This is a genomic window from Neomegalonema sp. (assembly GCF_028688855.1).
Lineage (GTDB): Bacteria > Pseudomonadota > Alphaproteobacteria > Rhodobacterales > Rhodobacteraceae > Neomegalonema.
Map to the genome: position 1 here is coordinate 1 of NZ_JAQTXI010000025.1, position 18,480 is coordinate 18,480.

Below are 18,480 nucleotides of genomic sequence, written 5' to 3' on the forward strand. Positions count from 1 at the left end.
TCCCTGTCCATGAGCCTGAGCCTCGAAGGCCGCGACGAACTCCGCCCGCAGCAGACGCCGCACTTCGGCGGTCTCCTCGGTCGCCATGAGCTTGCGGCGCAGGGCCTCGCCGGGCTCTCCGGCCTCGGCGAGCGCCCAGCCCAGATGTTTGCGCGCCGCCTTCACGCCGATCCTGATCCCGTAGACTTCAAGCATGCCCTCATGTTGTTCGAGCACAAGCTCAAGACGCGCCTCCGGGCCGGGGGGCGCGAAGGCCTCCCCCGCCAGACCCGCCGAAATCTCCGCCAGACGCCAGGGCGCGCCCTGGACCGCCCGACCCACCATGATCCCCGCCGCGCCGGAAAGCTCAAGCGCCCTGCGGGCTTGCGCGGCGTCGTGAATGTCGCCGTTGACGAGGACCGGGATCTTCACCGCCTCGACGGTCTCGCGCACGGCGGCCCAGTCGGCGGAGCCCTTGTAGAACTGGCTCCGGGTGCGGCCATGGAGGGTCAGCATGGCGACGCCCGCCGCCTCCAGCCTGCGGGCGAGGGTCGGGGCGGTGAGGGTCTTCTCGTCCCAGCCGAGCCGGGTCTTGACGGTCACGGGCAGGCTCACGGCCTCCCTGACCGCCTCGAAGACCCGCAGGGCGAGGTCGAGGTCGCAGAGCAGCCCCGCCCCCGCCAGACCATTGGTCACCCGCTTGCAGGGACAACCCATGTTGATGTCGATGAGCGCCGCCCCGCGCGCTTCGGCGATGCGGGCGGCCTCGGCCATGAGGGCGGGCTCGCGTCCGGCGATCTGGGCGGCGGTGGGCGGGTCGTCCGCCGAGATGGAGGCCCGCGCCTCCGCCTCCGGACGCTCCTGGAGCAGTTCCTCTCCGGCGATCATCTCCGAGGCGGTCAGCCCCGCCCCGAAGCGCGCGACCTGACGGCGCAAGGGCGCGTCGGTGATCCCGGCCATGGGCGCGAGCAGGACCGGCGGATCGATCCGCAGGGCGCCGAGCGTCAGGGGAGGCGGAAGAGCTTGCATGGAGTTGCCTAATTTTTGGGCTTTCATCGTCCTGATACTCCCGGGGGCGGCCCTCCCGCAAGGGCCTATGCGCAGGACGAGGTTTCTCTTGGATCGGCCCGCGAAAAGGTCCACAAGAAGCGCGCAGCTTCCGGGACAGGGTGGAGTCGGGCTTGAGGATCGCGGCGTTGATCGTGGCGGCGGGACGCGGAGCCCGCATGGGCGTCGATGAGCCCAAGCAATATCTCCGCCTCGGCGGAAGCAGCCTGCTCCGCCGCGCTCTGGAGGCCTTCGCGGCCCATCCCCGGGTTTCGGGCGTCCAGCTCGCGATCCGCCCCGGCGACGAAGCCCGCGTCAGGGCCGAAGCCGAGGGCCTGCCGAAGATCCTCCCCTTCGCGGCCGGAGGCGCCGAGCGTCAGGATTCGGTTCTGGCCGGACTGGAGGCTCTGGAGCCCCTGGGCTTCGACCTCGTGCTGATTCACGACGCCGCCCGCCCCTTCGTCTCCGAGGCGCTGATCACCCGCGTGATCGGGGCTCTGGAGGCCGGAGAGGACGGCGCCCTGCCCGCCCTGCCCGTCGCGGACGCCCTCTGGCGCGAGGACGGCGCCGGAGGCTGCGGCGAACCCGTCCCGCGCGCGGGGCTCTGGCGGGCGCAGACGCCTCAGGGCTTCCGCCTGCCCGCGATCCTCGCCGCCCATCGCGCGGCGCGGGGCCTCGGACTCCTCGACGACGCGGAGGCCGCCCGTCGGGCGGGACTCGCCGTGCGGCTCGTCGCGGGCGAGGAGGCCAACGGCAAGATCACCCATCCCCAGGATTTCGCAGCCGCAGAAGCGCGGCTCGCCCAGAAGGAGGCGCCCATGGAGTTCCGGTTCGGCCAGGGCTACGACGTCCACCGCTTCGCCTCCGGCGACCATGTCATGCTCGGCGGCGTGCGGGCGCCTCACGACCAGGGAGTCGAGGCCCATTCCGACGGCGACGTCGTGCTGCACGCCCTCACGGACGCGATTCTCGGCGCTCTGGCTCTGGGCGACATCGGGCGGCATTTCCCGCCTTCGGACCCGCAGTGGAAGGGCGCTTCGAGCGACCGCTTCCTCGCCCACGCCGTCGAGCTGGCCGCCCGCGAGGGCTGGCGGCTCAACAACGCCGACGTGACCGTCGTCTGCGAGCGCCCGAAGATCGCGCCTCACGCCGCGGCCATGCGGGCGCGCATCGCGGAGATCTGCGGCTCCACGCCCGAGCGCGTCAGCGTCAAGGCCACCACCAACGAAGGCATGGGATTCGCCGGACGCGGCGAAGGACTGGCCGCTCTGGCGGTCGCCAGCCTGATCCGGGGAGCCCGGTCATGAACGCCTCCCTCGCGCGGCTGATCTCGCAGGGCTTCGGGCTGGGGCTGCTGCCCGGGGCGCCGGGCACCTGGGCTTCGGCGGCGGCGATTCCGGCCGGATATCTGCTGCATCGCCTCGGCGGCTTCCCGCTGCTCGCGGCGGCGACGGTTCTGGCGGCGGTCCTCGGCTGGATCGCGGTCGGGGTCTATCTCCGGACCTCCGCCGATCCCGATCCCTCCGAGGTGGTGATCGACGAGATCGTGGGGCAATGGATTCCGCTCGGCGCGGTGTCCTGGGGGCTCTGGTCTCACGGCGTGACGAGCTTCCCCTGGCCGGGCTGGGTCTGCGCCTTCGTGTTCTTCCGGCTCTTCGACATCTGGAAGCCCGGGCCCGTCGGCTGGGCCGACCGCAAGCCCGGCGCGACCGGCGTGATGCTCGACGACGTGATCGCGGGACTTCTGGCGGCGGTCGTCACCATGGCGGCGGCGGGCTTCTATCACGGATACCTTGGCCGATGAGCGCCGATCTCGATCCGGAGCTTGAAGAAGCCGCCCGCAAGGCCCTGAAAGCCTTCGAGTCGCGCGGCTGGCGGCTGGCTCTGGCGGAGAGCTGCACGGGCGGACTCGCCGCCGCCGCCCTGACGGCGGTTCCGGGCTCCTCGCGGGTGGTGGAGGCGGGGGTGGTCTCCTACTCCAACGCCGCCAAGACGCAGCTCCTCGGGGTGGATCCCGCCCTGATCGCCGCCCATGGCGCCGTGAGCGAGCCCGTGGCGGTCGCCATGGCCGAGGGAATCCGCGCCCGCATGGGGGTGGAGGCCGCGGTCTCGATCACCGGGATCGCCGGGCCCGGCGGCTCGGAGTTCAAGCCCGAGGGTCGGGTCTGCTTCGGCCTCGCCCGCGCGGAGGCGCCGACCCGCGCATGGACCGTGGATTTCGGCGCCCTTGGCCGCGGCGAAGTCCGCCGCCGGGCCGCGCTGGAGGCTCTGGGCGCCCTGGAGGCGGCCGCGCGCGGCTGAAGGCGCGGGCCTTCAGCCCTGGAGCTGGCTCACGCTCCTGTATTCGTTCTCGATGGCCAGCTTGAGCCCGTTCAGCTCCTGAGCCGCCGTCGCCCGGACGCGCCCGAGGAAGGGCGTCGCGCTGGCGAGCGCCAGCTTGCCCACCAGAGTCGAGCCGACGCCCTCGAGCTTCAGATCCACCAGGGTCTGACGGTCGCCTTTCGGGGTCAGCTCGAATCCCATGCTCATGCGCACGCCGCGATGGTTCGTCTCGAACCTGTAGCCTCTGGGAGGATCCATCTCGACCATGGTCGCCTCCAGATTGATGCGGCGGCCGAAGACCTCCACCGTCTCGCGCCAGCGCGCCCCGACCTTCGGGCCTCCGGGCGTCAGCATGCGCAGGGACTTCAGGATCGACATGTGCTTGGGCGCATCCTCGATCCGCGCCAGACATTCGAAACAGAACGCCGCCGGCGCCTCCACGACCAAGCTCTGCGACAGCTTCATGGTTCCCTCGTCTCCTCAGGCTTTTCCGGAACATCGGCGCTCGCCGACGCCGGACCCCGCCCTGCGCAGGCCGGACAGAAGAAGCCGCCCGCCGCGAGGCCCGATGCGCCGCCGACAGAGAAACGGGTTTGCCTCTCCGATCAAGAAAATTCGACCGCAAGGCGCCCTGGCCCCATCTTTCGCGCTTGCGGAGAGGATCGGGCGGCGCTTGCGGCCCGGGGAGGGGAGACTTATGGTGCCCCGGATCATCCGCCCGCTCCTGACGCATGGGAGGTCTTCTTGCATCGAGTCCGCAAAGCCGTCTTCCCCGTCGCCGGGCTGGGGACGCGCTTCCTGCCCGCCACGAAATCCATTCCCAAGGAGATCCTCACCCTCGTCGACCGGCCCCTGATCCAGTACGCCATCGACGAGGCGCGCGCCGCCGGAATCGAGCAGTTCATCTTCGTGACCTCGCGCGGGAAGAGCTCGCTCGAGGATTATTTCGACGACGCTCCCCATCTCGCCGCCGAACTCGCGCGCGGCGGCAAGGCGGATCTGCTCCAGATCCTCGAATCCACCTGCATGAAGAGCGGCGCCATCGCCTATGTGCGGCAGAACCGCGCCCTCGGGCTCGGACATGCGGTCTGGTGCGCGCGGCACCTCGTCGCCGGAGAGCCCTTCGCGGTGATCCTGCCCGACGACGTGATCGCCGCCGAGACGCCCTGTCTGCGGCAGATGGTCGAGGCCTACGCCGAAACGGGCGGCAACATGCTCGCCATGATGGAGGTGGCGCCGGAACGGACCTCCTCCTACGGCGTGCTGGATCTGACGCCGGGATCGGGCCCTCTGAGGACCGTGCGCGGCATGGTCGAGAAGCCGCCCGCTGGCAAGGCGCCTTCCGACATGGCGATCATCGGGCGCTACATCCTCTCGCCCAGCGTGCTGGACGCCATAGGCCGCGCCGCGCCGGGCTCGGGCGGAGAAATCCAGCTCACCGACGCCATCGCCTCCGAGATCGGGCGGCGTCCGGTGCACGGCTTCGCCTTCGAGGGGCGGCGCTTCGATTGCGGATCCAAGGCGGGCTTCGTCCAGGCGACCATCGCCTTCGCGCTCCAGCGCCCGGACCTGCGCGAGGCGGTGCTGGAGATCCTCGCCGAAACCGCGACGCGGGAGCGTCCCGCTCTGGCCGTCTGAGGGCCTCCGGCGGCCCGGTCCTTGTTCCGGGCCTGCGCAGGGGCCATGTCGCAGGAGGCGAAGCTTCGCGCCTCAGGGGCGCAGGCCGGAAAGACGCCGCCGCGCGAAACCCGAGGAATCAAGCTTCTGGACATCTCCGCCTTCTTCGCTCTCTGGCGCCGGGCCCCCGCGCAATTCGCCCTGAGGTGGCGCACGGATCCGGTCTGGCGCGCCGCCCGGACCCGGCGCGGCCCGGATGCGCCCACGGCGGTTCTGGTCGGCTTCTCGCGCTGGAAGACCTTCATCCTCGACTTCCTGCCCGATCACAACGTGGTGACGCTCTCGCATGACGGCGCGGCGCCTCTGGCGGCCATGGAGGCCGTCCGGAAGCTCTCCCGGCCGCATGTCTTCACCTGGAGCTACAATTTCGCCCCGGATCTCGCGCTGTTCTGCGCGCGCCATGGCCTGCCGCTGACCCATGTCGAGGACGGCTTCCTGCGGTCGCTGGGGCTGGGCGTGGCGCGGAGCGCTCCGGCGAGCCTCGTCTTCGACGACCGCGCCATGCATTTCGACCGCCTGCGCCCCTCGCGGCTGGAGGAGCTGCTCGCCGCCCATGACTTCGACGCCGATCCCGGACTCATGCGGGCCGCGGAGGATCTGGCGGGGCTCATGCGCGGGAGGGGGCTCTCGAAATACAACATCTCCGCGGCGCGGCGCGTCGAGGAGGTGCTGACGCCGGGGCGTCGGCGGGTGCTGGCGCTCGGGCAGGTCGAGGACGACCTCTCCATCCGCTACGGCGCGGAGACGCCCATCACCGGCAACCAGCTGGTCATGCTGGCCGCGCGCGAGAATCCGGACGCCCAGATCCTCTATCGCCCCCATCCGGACGTGACCTCGCATGCGCGGCCGCAATATTCCGACCCGGCCCTGGTGGCGGATCTCTGCACGACCCTCGGGCCGGAGTTCGGCATCGCCGATTGCCTCGATCAGGCGGATCTCGTCTATACGGCGACCTCGCTGGCGGGCTTCGAGGCCGCCTTGCGCGGCAAGCCGGTCGTGACGCTCGGCGCGCCCTTCTACGCCGGATGGGGAATCACCGAAGACCGCCTGCCCATCCCGCGCCGGACCCGCAGGCTGACCGCCCTCCAGATTCTGGCGGGCGCCTATCTGCTCTATCCGCGCTATGCGGGCGTGAGCCCCGAAGCCGGGCCGCGCGCGATCCTCGACCTGCTGCCGGGACTCGTCGCGGATCAGGCCTGAGCCTGCGGCCTCCGCGCCGTCCGCCAGACCAGAGGCGCGAGGATCAGGGCCACGGCGGGGAAGATCATCCAGTTGATCGTCCGCCAGCCCGAGGCGTTCAGCAGGGCTCCCGAGAAGAACGAAGCCGCCGCCACCACTCCGAAGACGAGGAAGTCGTTGAGGCCCTGAGCCTTGCCGCGTTCGGCGGGACCATGGGCGGCGGCCACCATGGCGCTCGCGCCGATGAAGCCGAAGTTCCAGCCCACGCCCAGCAGGATCAGCGAGATCCAGAAATGGCTGAGGTCCATCCCGCCCAGAGCCACCGCGCCCGAGAGCGCCGTGATCACGAGTCCGGCGGCCGCCACGCGCTCGGCGCCGAAACGCGCGATGAGGCGTCCGGTCACGAAGCTCGGGGCGAACATGGCCAGCACATGCCATTGAATCCCCTGGGCCGCATGGTCGATCCCATGGCCATGTCCCACCATGGCCATGGGCGCGGCGGTCATCACGAAGGTCATCAGCCCGTAGGAGACGATCCCCGTCGCCACCGCCAGCAGATAGCGCGGCGAGGACAGAAGCTCGCCGAGGCTGCGCCCGCCTTCGGCGGCGCCCGCGCCCATCGCGGCGGGCCTCGGCGTCCGGAGCATCAGCAGAACCGGAATCGCCAGAAGCGCCAGAGCCGCCTGACTGAAGAAGGCGCCCGCGAAAGGCGCCTCGGGGATGGCGTCGCGGGTGTGGATCACCAGTTGCGGCCCGATGATCGCCGCCGCCAGACCCCCGAGCATCACCCAGGAGATGGCCTGCGCCTTCTGCGGCCCCTCGACGCCGTCGGCGGCGGCGAAGCGATAGCTCTGGACATGAGCGGCGTAGAAGCCCGCCAGAGTCGCCCCCGCGCAGAAGACCGCGAAAACCGCCGAGATCACGCCGAAAGCCGCGATCAGCCCGGAGACGATCCCGAAACAGGCCCCGAAGACATAGGCGCTGCGGCGTCCGTAACGACGCATCAGCCAGGCGGCGGGCAGAGTCCCCATCGCCAGACCCAGATTGAACAGACTCACCGGCAAGGTCGCGAGGGCGGGATCCGAAGCCAGCCTCTGCCCCACCAGACCGCCCAGAGAAATCAGGATCGGCGGACTCGCCGAACCCAGAGCCGCCGCCATCGTGAGCGCGACGATGTTGCGGCGGGCCGTAGCCGGATCGGAAGCCTGAAGGGACATGGGGCGCGGTCTTTCTGAAAAGGCGAAGAGGCGGCCCCGCCGCGCGGAGCCGCCTCCCCTCCTAGATCATTCGGGAGCCGAACAAGCTTATGCTTTTCGCCGCAGAGGCTCAGTTTTCGTCAAGCCGGACCACCGTCACCGAGACCTCCGGCTTCTTGCCCCAGAGCGCCGCCGCGACCCGGCGCGTCGCCAGAACCGCGACCTCCTCCAGCGAGCCGTCGGAGCGGCGGGCCTTGGCGCTCATGGCCTCGACCGCCGATTCCACGCCCGCCACGATCTGGTCCTCGAAGCTGCCCCGCCAGGACGAGGACTCCTCCGGCGCGCCCATGGCGCGGGCCTCGGGATCGGCGATGAGCTCGCCCGCCTTGTCGACGACCAGCGTCACCGAGACATGGCCGTTCATGGCCATCTTGCGCCGGGCGCGCACCACGCCGTCCATGGCGCCGATGAGCTGGTGCCCGTCCACATACATGCGGCCCGACTCGACCGTCTCCAGCACCTTGGGCCCGCCCGGACCCAGCCGCGCAAGGCGTCCGTTGGGCGCGAGCACCGCCTGATCGGCGCCCCATTCCCCGGCCATGCGGGCGTGCTCCAGCAGGTGGCGGAACTCGCCGTGCATGGGGATGGCGATCTTCGGGCGCAGCAGCTCGTAGAGACGGGCGATCTCGTCGCGGCGGGCGTGGCCCGAGACATGGACGTGGTGACGCTCGACGTCGACCACCTCCACGCCGCGCTCCGCGAGCTTGTTGTAGATGCGGTGGACGCCGTTCTCGTTGCCGGGGATGATCCGCGAGGAGAAGATCACCGTGTCGCCGTCGCCGAGGTCCACGCCCGAGAACTGTCCCTCGGCGATGCGCGCCAGAGCCGCCCGCGATTCGCCCTGGCTGCCCGTGACCAGATAGAAGGCCTCATGATCGGGGCGGTCGCGCATCTGCTCCTCGGAGAGGACCGAGGGGAAGCTGTCGATCACGCCGGTTTCGAGCGCGGCCTCGATCATGCGGCGCATGGCGCGGCCCGCCACCGCCACCTGACGCCCGGCGTCCACGGCGGCTTCGGCCAGCATCTTCACCCGCGCGACGTTGGAGGCGAAGCTCGTGGCCGCGATGCGTCCCTTGCGGGCCGCGATGATCTCGCGGACGCTGTCCTTGAGGCTCGATTCCGAACGCGACCAGCCGTCGCTGAAGACGTTGGTCGAATCGCAGGAGAGGGCGAGGATCCCCTCGTCGCCGAGGCGCCTCAGCGCCTCCTCGTCGATGGGCGCGCCCTGCCCCGGCATGGGCGTGCGGTCGATCTTGAAATCCGCGCTGTGGAAGATGGTCCCCACCGGCGTGCGGATGATCAGGGCGTTGGTCTCGGGGGCGGAATGGGTCATGGCGAAGGTCTCGACGCTGAAGGCGCCGACCGTCACGCGCTCGCCGGGGGCCATCTCGCGGATGGCCTTGGGGTCGATCCGCGCCTCGGAGAGCTTGCCGCGTCCGATGGCCGCCGCGAACTTGCCCGCGTAGATCGGGCATTTCAGCTCGGGCCAGAGATATTCCAGCGCGCCGATGTGGTCTTCGTGGGCGTGGGTGATGAACAGCGCGTCCAGACGCCCCGCCTCGCGCTTGAGGAAGGAGATGTCCGGCGTCATCACCTCGACGCCCGGCGCATGGGCTTCGTCGGGGAAGCCGATGCCGCAATCCACGGCGATCCAGCGGCGGTCGTTCTGCGAGCCGTAGCCGTAGAGATAGAGATTCATGCCGATCTCGCCTGCGCCGCCCAAGGCGACGTAGTAAAGCCCTTCCTGACGCGCCATGCGTCCCTCCCATGTTGATGTCGCCCGAAAGGGGCGAAGCCGCGGTCGGAAAGGGCCCCGCGGCGCGGCCCTATGGCGTCATGCGGATCCGGGCTTCGCCCGGTTCAGCGCATGGATGTAGGCCAGACCCCGCATGGTCAGATCCGGATCTCCGTGATCGATGCGGGGGGTGGCCTTCGAGAACAGCGGCGCGAGGCCGCCCGTCGCGATGACGGTCATGGGGCGTCCGTGCTCGGCCTCGATGCGGTCGCAGAGCCCCTCGATGAGCCCGACGTAGCCCCAGTAGACGCCGCTGCGCATGGCGTCGACGGTGCCCTTGCCGATCACCCGCGCCGGACGCGCCACGTCGATGCGCGGCAGCTTGGCGGCGGCCTGATGCAGCGCCTCCAGAGAGAGGTTGATCCCCGGAGAGATCGCGCCGCCCGCATAGGCGCCGTCCTCGTCGCAGACGTCGAAGGTGGTGGCGGTGCCGAAGTCGATGATGATCAGGTTCGGGCCGTAGTCGCGCAGGCCCGCCGCCACGTTGACGAGGCGGTCGGCGCCCACCTCGCCCGGATTGGGCATGCGCACCTCGATGCCGAGCGCGCAGCCCGGCTCGCCCACCACCAGAGGCTCCACCTTGAAATACTTCCGGCAGAGGCTGCGCAGGTTGAAGAGCGTCTGGGGCGCGACCTGCGCCACGATGGCGTCCGCGACGGCTTCGGGGTCGATCCCCTCCAGCGCCATGAGGTTGCGCAGCCAGACGTAATATTCGTCGGCGGTGCGTCGGCCGTCGGTGGAGATGCGCCATTGCGCGCGGAAGCCCTCGCCGTCATGCAGGGCGAAGAGCGTGTTGGTGTTGCCGACGTCGATGGCGAGCAGCATTCTAGGGGGCCCCCCGGCGGTCCGGTTCAGGAAGATGCACGTCGGCCGCCGCGATGCGGAGCAGGCCGCTCCCCTGACGGAGCATCAGAGCGCCCTGCGCGTCAAGATCCTCGAAGATCCCCTCGAAGCTTTCGGCCCCCGTCCGCGCGATGATCGGTCCGCCCAGACCCGCCGCCAGGCTCAGCCAGGCCTGACGCAAAGGCGCGAAACCCTCGGTCGCCAGGCGCAGGGCCCAATGGTCGAAGCGCGCCGCCACAAGGGTCAGATAGGCTTCGGGATCCAGAGGCGCGGAGGCGAATCCGCCGAGCCTGATCGGCACCCAACGCGCATCGGCGGCTTCGGGGGCGGTCGCGAGATTCACGCCCATGCCCACCGCCAGCCAGTCCACGCTGCGCCCGAGCCCTCCGCCCGAGGCCTCCAGCAGAAGCCCGGAGGCCTTGCCGCCCTTGACCAGAAGATCATTGGGCCATTTCAGCCGGACCTCTTCGCGCTTCAGACCGGGCAGAGCCTGAAGCGTCCCCTCCGCCAGAGCCAGCCCCGCCGCGAAAGCGTGAAGCGCCGCCTGAGCGGGCGGCGCCTCGGGCGCGAAGAGCAGGGTGGCGGCGAGGTTGCCTTCCGGCGTGGACCAGGCGCGTCCCGAGCGCCCGCGTCCCGCCGTCTGGCGTTTCGCGAGGATCCAGAGCGGCCCCCGCTCGCCCGAAGCGGCGCGACGCGCCGCCTCGGCGTTGGTGCTGTCGAGGCTGTCGAAGCGGAGAACCCGCGCGGAGTCGAGACCGAGGCCGAGACTCACGCGCCGCCGCCGATCAGCGCCGTCGCGGCCCTCTGCGCGGCCTCCGGCAGGCCGAAGCCGCCGAGGACGAAGATCAGGCTGAAGGCCGCCGCCGCGTAAAGCGCCAGCCTCTGCCCGAAGGGCTGCGGATCGAAGGCCTCCGCGGGCTCGTCGAAGAACATGATCTTGACGACGCGGATGTAGTAGAAGGCGCTGACCACCGCCGCGAGGGCCGCGATCACCAGCAGGAAGCCCAGACCCGCCGTCCAGGCGGCCTGGAAGGCGTAGAGCTTGGCGAAGAAGCCCGCCAGAGGCGGAACGCCCGCCAGACTGAACATCAGCGCGCCGAGGCAGAGCGCCGAAGCCATGTCGCGCCGGGCCAGCCCCGCCAGATCCGAAATGGCGAGCGTGGGCTTGTCGCCCCGGCGCATCCCGAAGAGGAAGGCGAAGACGCCCAGCGTCGTGATCGCATAGATGACCATGTAGAGCAGGCCGCTGGAGATGCCTTCCGCCGTGCCCGCCGCCATGCCCGTCAGGGCGAAGCCGACGTTGCCGATGGAGGAATAGGCCAGCAGCCGCACGACGTTGGTCTGGACCAGCGCGCCGAAGCCGCCGACCAGCATCGAGGCCGCCGCCAGAACCGCGAGGATGTCGCGCCACTGGCCGCCCGCATCGCCGAAAGCCCCGTAGAAGAGGCGGATCAGCAGAGCCGCCGCCGCGATCTTCGCCGCAGAGGCGAAGAAGGCCGTGATCGGCAGGGGCGCGCCCTGATAGACGTCGGGCGTCCACATGTGGAAGGGCGCCGCCGAGAGCTTGAAGCCGATGCCGCAGGCCATCAGCGAAATGCCGATCAGCAGGCCGACCGACAGGTTGTGCCCGTCCTCGACCGCCGTGACCGCGCGGATGGCGTCGAAGTTCACCGAGCCGGTGTAGCCGTAGACGAAGCTCGCGCCGAAGAGCAGCAGGCCCGAAGACAGCGCTCCCAGCACGAAATACTTCAGACCGGCCTCGGTGGCGCGGGCGTCGTCGCGGCGGAGCGCGGCCAGCACGTAGAGCGCCAGCGACTGGAGCTCCAGCCCCATGTAGAGCGAGATCAGGTCGTTCGCCGAGGCCATCATGCCCATGCCGAGGGCCGCCAGGACCACCAGCACGGCGTATTCGTAGCTCAGCGCCGAGAGCCGCCCCATGAGGTCGCGCGAGAGCGCCAGAGCCGCCGCCGCCGTCAGGAAGGCCGCGACCTTCGCGAAGCGCGACAGCCCGTCGAGGATGAAGGCGTCCGAGAAGGCGCGTCCCGCCGGCGCCCAGAAGGCCGCCCAGAGCGCCGCCAGCACCAGAGCCGCCACCGCGAACCACAAGGCCCATTCGGCGTTGCGGCGCTCGGAGAGGGCGGCCGCGGGCTTGTCGCCCGCCGCCAGCAGATAGGCCGGAGCCGGAGCCCGCAGCACCCCGAACATCAGGATGGCGAGCGCCGCAAGGGCGAGGATCAGTTCCGGCGCGGCGGCCGCGAGATTCAGGCTCATCTTGCGCCCTCCGGATCAGTGATGCGCTTCGGCCGCGGCGGGAGCCGCGCCCGGCAGGGCCATGGGCGGCCGCTCGCCCACCGCCGCTTCGTAGCGGGTCAGCAGATGAGCGGTCGAGGTGCCGAAGGCGTCAAGGGCGGGCTTCGGATAGAGGCCGAAATAGAGCGTGGCGATGACCAGCGGCACGAAGAGCGCGATCTCGCGACGACCCATCTCCTGCATCTCGGCGACATGCGGATTGACGATCGTCCCGAAGGCCACCCGGCGATAGAGCCAGAGCGCGTAGCCCGCCGAGAGGATCACGCCCGTCGCCGCGAAGAAGGCCACCCAGGTGTTGGCCTCGAAGGCGCCGGCCATGGTCAGGAACTCGCCCACGAAGCCCGAGGTGCCCGGAAGCCCCACGTTGCCCATGGTGAAGAACAGGAAGATCACCGCGAAGACCGGCATGACGTTGACCACGCCGCCATAGGCCGCGATCTCTCGGGTGTGGAGGCGGTCGTAGACCACGCCCACGCAGAGGAACAGCGCGCCCGAGATGAAGCCGTGGCTGAGCATCTGGAACATGGCGCCGTCGATGCCCTGCTGATTGCCCGAGAAGAGCCCCATGGTCACGAAGCCCATGTGCGCCACCGAGCTGTAGGCCACGAGCTTCTTCATGTCCTCCTGCACCAGCGCGACCAGCGAGGCGTAGATGATCGCGATCACGCTGAGCGTGAAGACGAAATTCGCCATGAGGTCCGAGGCCACCGGGAACATCGGCAGGTTGAAGCGCACGAAGCCGTAGCCGCCCATCTTCAGCAGGATGGCGGCCAGGACCACCGAACCGGCCGTGGGCGCCTCGACGTGGGCGTCCGGGAGCCAGGTGTGGACCGGCCACATGGGCATCTTCACCGCGAAGCTCGCGAAGAAGGCCAGCCAGAGCAGGGTCTGCGCGCCGCCCGTGATCATGAAGCCGAAGATCCGGAAGCCCTCGTGGGGGAAATCCGTGACGAGCAGCTTCTCGATGTCGGTGGTGCCCGCGTAGCTCCACATCCAGATCATCGCCACCAGCATCAGCAGAGAGCCGAGCAGCGTGTAGAGGAAGAACTTGAAGCTCGCGTAGATGCGCCGCTTGCCGCCCCAGACGCCGATGATCAGGAACATCGGGATCAGGCCGGCCTCGAAGAACAGATAGAAGAGCACCATGTCCAGCGCGCAGAACACGCCGATCATCAGCGTCTCCAGCGCGAGGAAGGCGATGAAGTATTCGCGCACCCGCGTCTCGACGTTCCAGCTCGCCAGGAAGACGATGGGCATCAGCGCCGTCGTCAGCATGAGGAACGGGAAGGAGAAGCCGTCCACGCCGAGCTTGTAGTTCAGACCCGCGAGCCAGGGCCGGTCCACCACGAACTGGAAGGCCGGAGAGCCGGAGTCGAAGCTGAACAGCAGGATCAGCGAAAGCAGGAAGGTGAGGATCGAAATCCCGAGGGACCAGCGCTTGACCAGCAGCCGCTCCGCCGGGCCGTCGCCCTTCAGAAGCAGCAGGATCAAGCCGCCGATCAGCGGCAGCCATAAAACGGCGTTCAACACATAGCCCATGCTTGCGGCCCCCTCAAACCACCGCCAGACCGACCAGCACCACGACCCCAAGGATCATCGCGAAGGCGTAGTGGAACACATATCCGGATTGCGCCCGGCGCAGCAAACCGGCGATGGCGGGGGCGATCTTCATCGAAGCCCCGTCGATGGCGCCGTCGATGGTCGCGCCGTCGCCCTTCTTCCAGAGGAACCGTCCCAGAGCCTGGGCGGGCTTCACGAAGAGGAAGTCGTAGGCCTGATCGAACCACCAGCGGTTCAGGAAGAACGTGTAGAGCGCCTCCTGGGAGCTGGCGATCTTCGCAGGCAGGTCGCGGCGGCGCTCGTAGAGCGTCCAGGCGATGAAGAAGCCGGTCAGCATCATCACGAAAGGCGCGAACTTCACCCAGAGCGGCACGTCATGGAAATCATGCATGATGTGGTTGTCCGGGCCGAAGAAGATCGAGCCGCGCCAGAACTCCTCGTAGCCGCTCCCGATGAAGCCCGGCGCGAAGACCGCGCCCGCTAGGATCGCCCCGACCGTCAGCACCCCGATGGGGATGAGCATGGTCTTGGGGCTCTCGTGCGGATGCAGCTCGTGATGGCCGTGGCCGTGATCGTCGTGGGCATGGGCGCCGTGGTCGTCATGGGCCTCCTCGACGTGGGCCGCATGAGGATCAGGGTCGTGCTTCCAGACGCGGGGTCCGAAGAAGACCTTGAAGATCAGGCGCCAGGAGTAGAAGGAGGTCATGGCCGCGACCAGAAGGCTCACGAAGAAGGCGTATTGCGCCACCCAGCCCTTGCCGACGAAGGCCACCTCGATGATCGCGTCCTTCGAGTAGAAGCCCGAAAGCAGCGGCAGGCCGGTGATCGCCAGAGTGCCCACCACCATCATGACGAAGGTCAGCGGGATGTAGCGCCAGAGGCCGCCCATCTTGCGGATGTCCTGCTCGTGGTGCATCGCGTGGATGACCGCGCCGGCGCCCAGGAAGAGCAGGGCCTTGAAGAAGGCGTGGGTGAAGAGGTGGAACATCGCCACCGGATAGGCCCCCAGCCCCGCCGCGAAGAACATGTAGCCGAGCTGCGAGCAGGTCGAATAGGCGATGATGCGCTTGATGTCGTTCTGCACCAGCCCGACCGTGGCCGCGAAGAGCGCCGTTGTCGCGCCGATGAAGGTCACGAAGGCCAGAGCGCCCGGCGCCCACTCGAAGAGCGGCGAGAGACGGCAGATCATCACCACGCCCGCGGTCACCATGGTGGCGGCGTGGATCAGCGCCGAGACGGGCGTGGGGCCCTCCATGGCGTCGGGCAGCCAGGTGTGCAGGAAGAACTGCGCCGACTTGCCCATCGCGCCGATGAAGAGCAGGAAGCAGATCGCCTCCAGAACCTTCACCTCCATCCAGAGGAAGTGGAAGGTGGACTCGGCGTATTGCGGCGCGGCGGCGAAGACGGTGTCGAAATCCAGGCTGCGGAAGACCGCGAAGACCCCGAACATGCCGAGCAGGAAGCCGAAGTCGCCGACGCGGTTGACGATGAAGGCCTTCATCGAGGCGGCGTTGGCGCTGTCCTTCTGGTGCCAGAAGCCGATGAGCAGATAGGACGCGACGCCCACGCCTTCCCAGCCGAAGAACATCTGCAGGAAGTTGTCGGCCGTCACCAGCATCAGCATGGCGAAGGTGAAGAAGGAGAGATAGCTGAAGAACCGCGCCTTGGACGGGTCCTCCGCCATGTAGCCGACGGAATAGAGATGCACCAGAGCCGAAACCGTGGTCACCACCACCAGCATCACGGCGGTCAGCGGATCGGCGCGCAGGGCCCAGTCCGCCTGGAGCTCGCCCGAGGAGATCCAGGTGAAGAGCCGCACGAGGCGGTCCTCTCCGCCGAGAGTCTGCGCGAAGACGATCCACGACAGCAGCGCCGAAGCGAAGAGCAGACCCGTCGGGATCCATTGCGCCAGGGTCTCGCCCAGGCGCTTCCCGAAGAAGCCCGAGATCAGCGAACCGATCAGGGGCAGAAAGACGATCGCGGTCAGCATGCCCTCAGCCCTTCATCATGTTGACGTCGTCCACCGCGATGGTCCCGCGGTTGCGGAAGAAGCAGACGAGGATGGCGAGGCCGATGGCCGCTTCCGCAGCCGCCACGGTCAGCACGAAGATCGTGAAGATCTGCCCCGTCAGATCCTGCAGATGCGTCGAGAAGGCGACGAAGTTGATGTTCACCGCCAGCAGCATCAGCTCGATCGACATCAGGATGACGATCACGTTCTTGCGGTTGAGAAAGACCCCGAAGATCCCGACGACGAAGAGCATCGCCGCGACGATCAGATAATGCTCCAGCCCGATGGTCATGAACGCGTCTCCTGAAGGCCCTCGCCGGACTTGACGTCCAGAATCTCCATGGCTTCCTCGCGGGTGCGGTGGATCTGCGCGAGCGGATCCTGCCGCTTGATGCCTTCACGATGACGGAGCGTCAGGGCGATGGCGCCGATCATGGCCACCAGCAGCACCAGACCCGCCGCCTGGAAGGCGTAGACGTATTGCGTGTAGAGCACCATGCCGATGGCGTGGGCGTTGGGCAGATCGGCGGGGGTCGGCGTGGCGGCGGCGGCGCGATGCGCGGCGCCCTCGCTCCAGGCGGCGAAGCCCATGACGAACTGCACCAGCAGGATCACGCCGATCAGCGCCCCGATGGGGAAATACTCCGCGACGCGGCCCCTCAGCGCGGCGAAATCGACGTCGAGCATCATCACCACGAAGAGGAACAGCACCATCACCGCCCCCACGTAGACGATGACCAGCAGCATCGCGAGGAACTCCGCGCCCATCAGCACGAAGAGCCCCGCGGCCGAAAAGAAGGTCAGGATCAGCCAGAGGACCGAATGCACCGGATTGCGGGCGAAGACCACCAGCAAAGCCGCGACGACGGCCACAAGGGCGAATAGGTAGAAGGCGACGGCTTGCAGCGCCATGGTCTCTCGCTCCCCCTGGGACCGGCCTCAACGATAAGGCGCGTCCAGCTCCAGATTCCTGGCGATCTCCCGCTCCCAGCGGTCGCCGTTCGCGAGCAGGCGGTCCTTGTTGTAGAACAGCTCTTCGCGGGTCTCGGTGGCGAATTCGAAATTCGGCCCCTCGACGATGGCGTCCACCGGGCAGGCTTCCTGACAGAAGCCGCAGTAGATGCATTTCGTCATGTCGATGTCGTAGCGCGTGGTGCGCCGCGAGCCGTCTTCGCGCGGCTCGGCCTCGATGGTGATCGCCTGAGCCGGACAGATCGCCTCGCAGAGCTTGCAGGCGATGCAGCGCTCTTCGCCGTTGGGATAGCGGCGCAAGGCGTGCTCGCCGCGGAAGCGCGGGCTGAGCGGGCCTTTCTCGAAGGGATAGTTCAGCGTCGGCTTGGGCTTGAAGAAATACTTCATGCCCAGCCTGAAGCCCCCCACGAAATCGGCGAGCAGAAAGGCTTTCGCCGTCCTCGACCAGTTAACGCCCATGGCTCACCTCCACGGCGCGGCCGATCTCGCGCGCCTCGTCGCTCATCGTCCAGGGCTGGATGTCGAACGTCTTCATGAAGCCGGCCGTCAGCACCACGAAGGCGAGGGACAGCGGCAGGAAGATCTTCCAGCCCAGACGCATCAGCTGATCATAGCGATAGCGCGGCACGATCGCCTTCACCATCGCGAACATGAAGAACACGAAGACCATCTTCCCGGCCATCCAGAGCACGCCGTCGGGCAGGCCCGGGATCGGCGACAGCCAGCCGCCGAGGAAGAGGATGCTCGTCATCGCGCACATCAGCACGATGTTGAGATATTCGCCCACCATGAAGAGCAGATAGGGCGTCGAGGAATATTCGACCTGATAGCCCGCCACCAGCTCCGATTCCGCTTCCGGAAGGTCGAAGGGCGGACGGTTCGTCTCGGCCAGCGCCGAGATGAAGAACACCACGAACATCACCGGCTGCTTCCAGAAGAACCAGCCCATCAGGCCGAAGCCCTGCTGCGCCATGACGATGTCGGTCATGTTCAGCGAGCCGACCATCAGCAGCACGCAGACGATCACGAAGCCGATGGAGACCTCGTAGCTCACCATCTGCGCCGCCGAGCGCATGCTCCCGAGGAAGGGATATTTCGAGTTGGAGGCCCAGCCTCCCATGATGATGCCGTAGACGCCCAGGCTCGAGATCGCCAGAACGTAGAGCACGCCCACGTTCAGATCCGAGATCACCCAGCCGAAGTTGAACGGAATCACCGCCCAGGCGATCAGCGCGAAGATGAAGCTCAGCAGAGGCGCAAGAAGGAAGATCGGCTTGTCGGCGCCCGCCGGAACCACGATCTCCTTGAGCACGAATTTCAGGAAGTCGGCGAAGCTCTGCAGCAGGCCGAAGGGGCCCACCACGTTCGGGCCGCGCCGGATCTGCACCGCCGCCCAGACCTTGCGGTCCATGTAGAGCAGAAAGGCCAGCGCGATCAGCAGCACGATCGTCAGGAGCAGGGTCTGCCCCAGGATCACGAGGCCGGGCCACACATAGCCGGACCAGAGACCAACCTCCATCACCCGCGCT

The 18,480-nt window shown here is 68.4% G+C and carries 18 protein-coding genes; 5 read left to right on the forward strand and 13 right to left on the reverse strand.

The annotated features are described in order from the left end of the window. Nucleotides 1–1,008 (reverse strand): tRNA dihydrouridine synthase DusB (gene dusB / locus PHN62_RS15020; RefSeq protein ID WP_300152048.1); only part of this gene is annotated, 1,008 nt, incomplete at its 3' end. 152 nt (nucleotides 1,009–1,160) lie between these two features. On the opposite strand from dusB, the gene PHN62_RS15025 reads away from it, so the two are divergent. The 3 genes from PHN62_RS15025 to PHN62_RS15035 are packed head-to-tail and all read left to right on the forward strand — an operon-like array spanning nucleotide 1,161 to nucleotide 3,327. After that, nucleotides 1,161–2,333, forward strand: a complete 1,173-nt coding sequence (locus PHN62_RS15025; protein WP_300152050.1) for a bifunctional 2-C-methyl-D-erythritol 4-phosphate cytidylyltransferase/2-C-methyl-D-erythritol 2,4-cyclodiphosphate synthase — start codon at nucleotides 1,161–1,163, stop codon at nucleotides 2,331–2,333. Next, complete coding sequence (locus tag PHN62_RS15030) at nucleotides 2,330–2,830, forward strand: phosphatidylglycerophosphatase A (RefSeq protein WP_300152052.1); 501 nt, start codon at nucleotides 2,330–2,332, stop codon at nucleotides 2,828–2,830. Before PHN62_RS15025 ends, PHN62_RS15030 begins: the two co-directional genes overlap by 4 nt. Beyond that, nucleotides 2,827–3,327 carry a CinA family protein gene (locus tag PHN62_RS15035; RefSeq protein WP_300152054.1) on the forward strand — a complete coding sequence of 167 codons (501 nt, stop codon included), beginning with the start codon at nucleotides 2,827–2,829 and terminating at the stop codon, nucleotides 3,325–3,327. The genes PHN62_RS15030 and PHN62_RS15035 overlap by 4 nt, the downstream gene beginning before the upstream one ends. Before the next feature lie 12 nt (nucleotides 3,328–3,339). On the opposite strand, the gene PHN62_RS15040 is transcribed toward PHN62_RS15035, so the two are convergent. Then, a complete protein-coding gene (locus PHN62_RS15040; RefSeq protein ID WP_300152056.1) occupies nucleotides 3,340–3,813 on the reverse strand; it encodes an SRPBCC family protein in 474 nt (157 codons plus the stop codon). 279 nt (nucleotides 3,814–4,092) lie between these two features. On the opposite strand from PHN62_RS15040, the gene PHN62_RS15045 reads away from it, so the two are divergent. Next, complete coding sequence (locus tag PHN62_RS15045) at nucleotides 4,093–4,986, forward strand: UTP--glucose-1-phosphate uridylyltransferase (RefSeq protein ID WP_300152058.1); 894 nt, start codon at nucleotides 4,093–4,095, stop codon at nucleotides 4,984–4,986. Between the two features lie 45 nt (nucleotides 4,987–5,031). Next, complete coding sequence (locus tag PHN62_RS15050) at nucleotides 5,032–6,225, forward strand: hypothetical protein (RefSeq protein ID WP_300152060.1); 1,194 nt, start codon at nucleotides 5,032–5,034, stop codon at nucleotides 6,223–6,225. On the opposite strand, the gene PHN62_RS15055 is transcribed toward PHN62_RS15050, so the two are convergent. The 11 genes from PHN62_RS15055 to nuoH all read right to left on the reverse strand — a co-directional run bounded on the left by PHN62_RS15055 (nucleotide 6,216) and on the right by nuoH (nucleotide 18,470). Beyond that, nucleotides 6,216–7,421 carry an MFS transporter gene (locus tag PHN62_RS15055; protein ID WP_300152062.1) on the reverse strand — a complete coding sequence of 402 codons (1,206 nt, stop codon included), beginning with the start codon at nucleotides 7,419–7,421 and terminating at the stop codon, nucleotides 6,216–6,218. The two genes, PHN62_RS15050 and PHN62_RS15055, sit on opposite strands and share 10 nt — an antisense overlap. A gap of 109 nt (nucleotides 7,422–7,530) precedes the next feature. Next, nucleotides 7,531–9,216, reverse strand: a complete 1,686-nt coding sequence (locus tag PHN62_RS15060) for a ribonuclease J (protein WP_300152064.1) — start codon at nucleotides 9,214–9,216, stop codon at nucleotides 7,531–7,533. A 78-nt stretch (nucleotides 9,217–9,294) separates the two neighbouring features. Beyond that, entirely contained in the window at nucleotides 9,295–10,080 is a 786-nt protein-coding gene (locus PHN62_RS15065; RefSeq protein WP_300152066.1) for a type III pantothenate kinase, read from the reverse strand. A 1-nt stretch (nucleotide 10,081) separates the two neighbouring features. After that, nucleotides 10,082–10,870, reverse strand: a complete 789-nt coding sequence (locus tag PHN62_RS15070) for a biotin--[acetyl-CoA-carboxylase] ligase (protein ID WP_300152068.1) — start codon at nucleotides 10,868–10,870, stop codon at nucleotides 10,082–10,084. Beyond that, the gene (nuoN, locus tag PHN62_RS15075; protein ID WP_300152070.1) at nucleotides 10,867–12,369 is read right to left on the reverse strand and encodes an NADH-quinone oxidoreductase subunit NuoN; all 1,503 of its coding nucleotides are present in this window, start codon (nucleotides 12,367–12,369) and stop codon (nucleotides 10,867–10,869) included. The genes PHN62_RS15070 and nuoN overlap by 4 nt, the downstream gene beginning before the upstream one ends. 15 nt (nucleotides 12,370–12,384) lie before the next feature. Continuing rightward, nucleotides 12,385–13,947 carry an NADH-quinone oxidoreductase subunit M gene (locus PHN62_RS15080; RefSeq protein ID WP_300152071.1) on the reverse strand — a complete coding sequence of 521 codons (1,563 nt, stop codon included), beginning with the start codon at nucleotides 13,945–13,947 and terminating at the stop codon, nucleotides 12,385–12,387. A 13-nt stretch (nucleotides 13,948–13,960) separates the two neighbouring features. Next, a complete protein-coding gene (gene nuoL, locus PHN62_RS15085) occupies nucleotides 13,961–15,958 on the reverse strand; it encodes an NADH-quinone oxidoreductase subunit L (RefSeq protein ID WP_300152072.1) in 1,998 nt (665 codons plus the stop codon). Nucleotides 15,959–15,962: 4 nt separating this feature from the next. Further along, nucleotides 15,963–16,271 carry an NADH-quinone oxidoreductase subunit NuoK gene (nuoK, locus tag PHN62_RS15090; protein ID WP_300152073.1) on the reverse strand — a complete coding sequence of 103 codons (309 nt, stop codon included), beginning with the start codon at nucleotides 16,269–16,271 and terminating at the stop codon, nucleotides 15,963–15,965. Beyond that, on the reverse strand, nucleotides 16,268–16,891 hold the full coding sequence (locus PHN62_RS15095) for an NADH-quinone oxidoreductase subunit J (RefSeq protein ID WP_300152074.1): 624 nt from the start codon (nucleotides 16,889–16,891) through the stop codon (nucleotides 16,268–16,270). Before PHN62_RS15095 ends, nuoK begins: the two co-directional genes overlap by 4 nt. Before the next feature lie 27 nt (nucleotides 16,892–16,918). Then, a complete protein-coding gene (gene nuoI, locus PHN62_RS15100; protein WP_300152075.1) occupies nucleotides 16,919–17,410 on the reverse strand; it encodes an NADH-quinone oxidoreductase subunit NuoI in 492 nt (163 codons plus the stop codon). Then, nucleotides 17,400–18,470 carry an NADH-quinone oxidoreductase subunit NuoH gene (gene nuoH / locus PHN62_RS15105; RefSeq protein WP_300152077.1) on the reverse strand — a complete coding sequence of 357 codons (1,071 nt, stop codon included), beginning with the start codon at nucleotides 18,468–18,470 and terminating at the stop codon, nucleotides 17,400–17,402. Before nuoH ends, nuoI begins: the two co-directional genes overlap by 11 nt. Nucleotides 18,471–18,480: the final 10 nt, after the last annotated feature.

Bases quoted from the DNA above. Each gene is read 5' to 3' on its own strand.
- PHN62_RS15055 (WP_300152062.1), bottom strand. From the start codon at position 7,421: ATGTCCCTTCAGGCTTCCGATCCGGCTACGGCCCGCCGCAACATCGTC.
- nuoK (WP_300152073.1), bottom strand. From the start codon at position 16,271: ATGACCATCGGGCTGGAGCATTATCTGATCGTCGCGGCGATGCTCTTC.
- PHN62_RS15035 (WP_300152054.1), top strand. From the start codon at position 2,827: ATGAGCGCCGATCTCGATCCGGAGCTTGAAGAAGCCGCCCGCAAGGCC.
- nuoL (WP_300152072.1), bottom strand. From the start codon at position 15,958: ATGCTGACCGCGATCGTCTTTCTGCCCCTGATCGGTTCGCTGATCTCG.
- PHN62_RS15040 (WP_300152056.1), bottom strand. From the start codon at position 3,813: ATGAAGCTGTCGCAGAGCTTGGTCGTGGAGGCGCCGGCGGCGTTCTGT.
- PHN62_RS15095 (WP_300152074.1), bottom strand. From the start codon at position 16,891: ATGGCGCTGCAAGCCGTCGCCTTCTACCTATTCGCCCTTGTGGCCGTC.
- nuoN (WP_300152070.1), bottom strand. From the start codon at position 12,369: ATGAGCCTGAATCTCGCGGCCGCCGCGCCGGAACTGATCCTCGCCCTT.
- PHN62_RS15050 (WP_300152060.1), top strand. From the start codon at position 5,032: ATGTCGCAGGAGGCGAAGCTTCGCGCCTCAGGGGCGCAGGCCGGAAAG.
- PHN62_RS15060 (WP_300152064.1), bottom strand. From the start codon at position 9,216: ATGGCGCGTCAGGAAGGGCTTTACTACGTCGCCTTGGGCGGCGCAGGC.
- PHN62_RS15030 (WP_300152052.1), top strand. From the start codon at position 2,330: ATGAACGCCTCCCTCGCGCGGCTGATCTCGCAGGGCTTCGGGCTGGGG.
- PHN62_RS15080 (WP_300152071.1), bottom strand. From the start codon at position 13,947: ATGGGCTATGTGTTGAACGCCGTTTTATGGCTGCCGCTGATCGGCGGC.
- PHN62_RS15065 (WP_300152066.1), bottom strand. From the start codon at position 10,080: ATGCTGCTCGCCATCGACGTCGGCAACACCAACACGCTCTTCGCCCTG.
- nuoI (WP_300152075.1), bottom strand. From the start codon at position 17,410: ATGGGCGTTAACTGGTCGAGGACGGCGAAAGCCTTTCTGCTCGCCGAT.
- nuoH (WP_300152077.1), bottom strand. From the start codon at position 18,470: ATGGAGGTTGGTCTCTGGTCCGGCTATGTGTGGCCCGGCCTCGTGATC.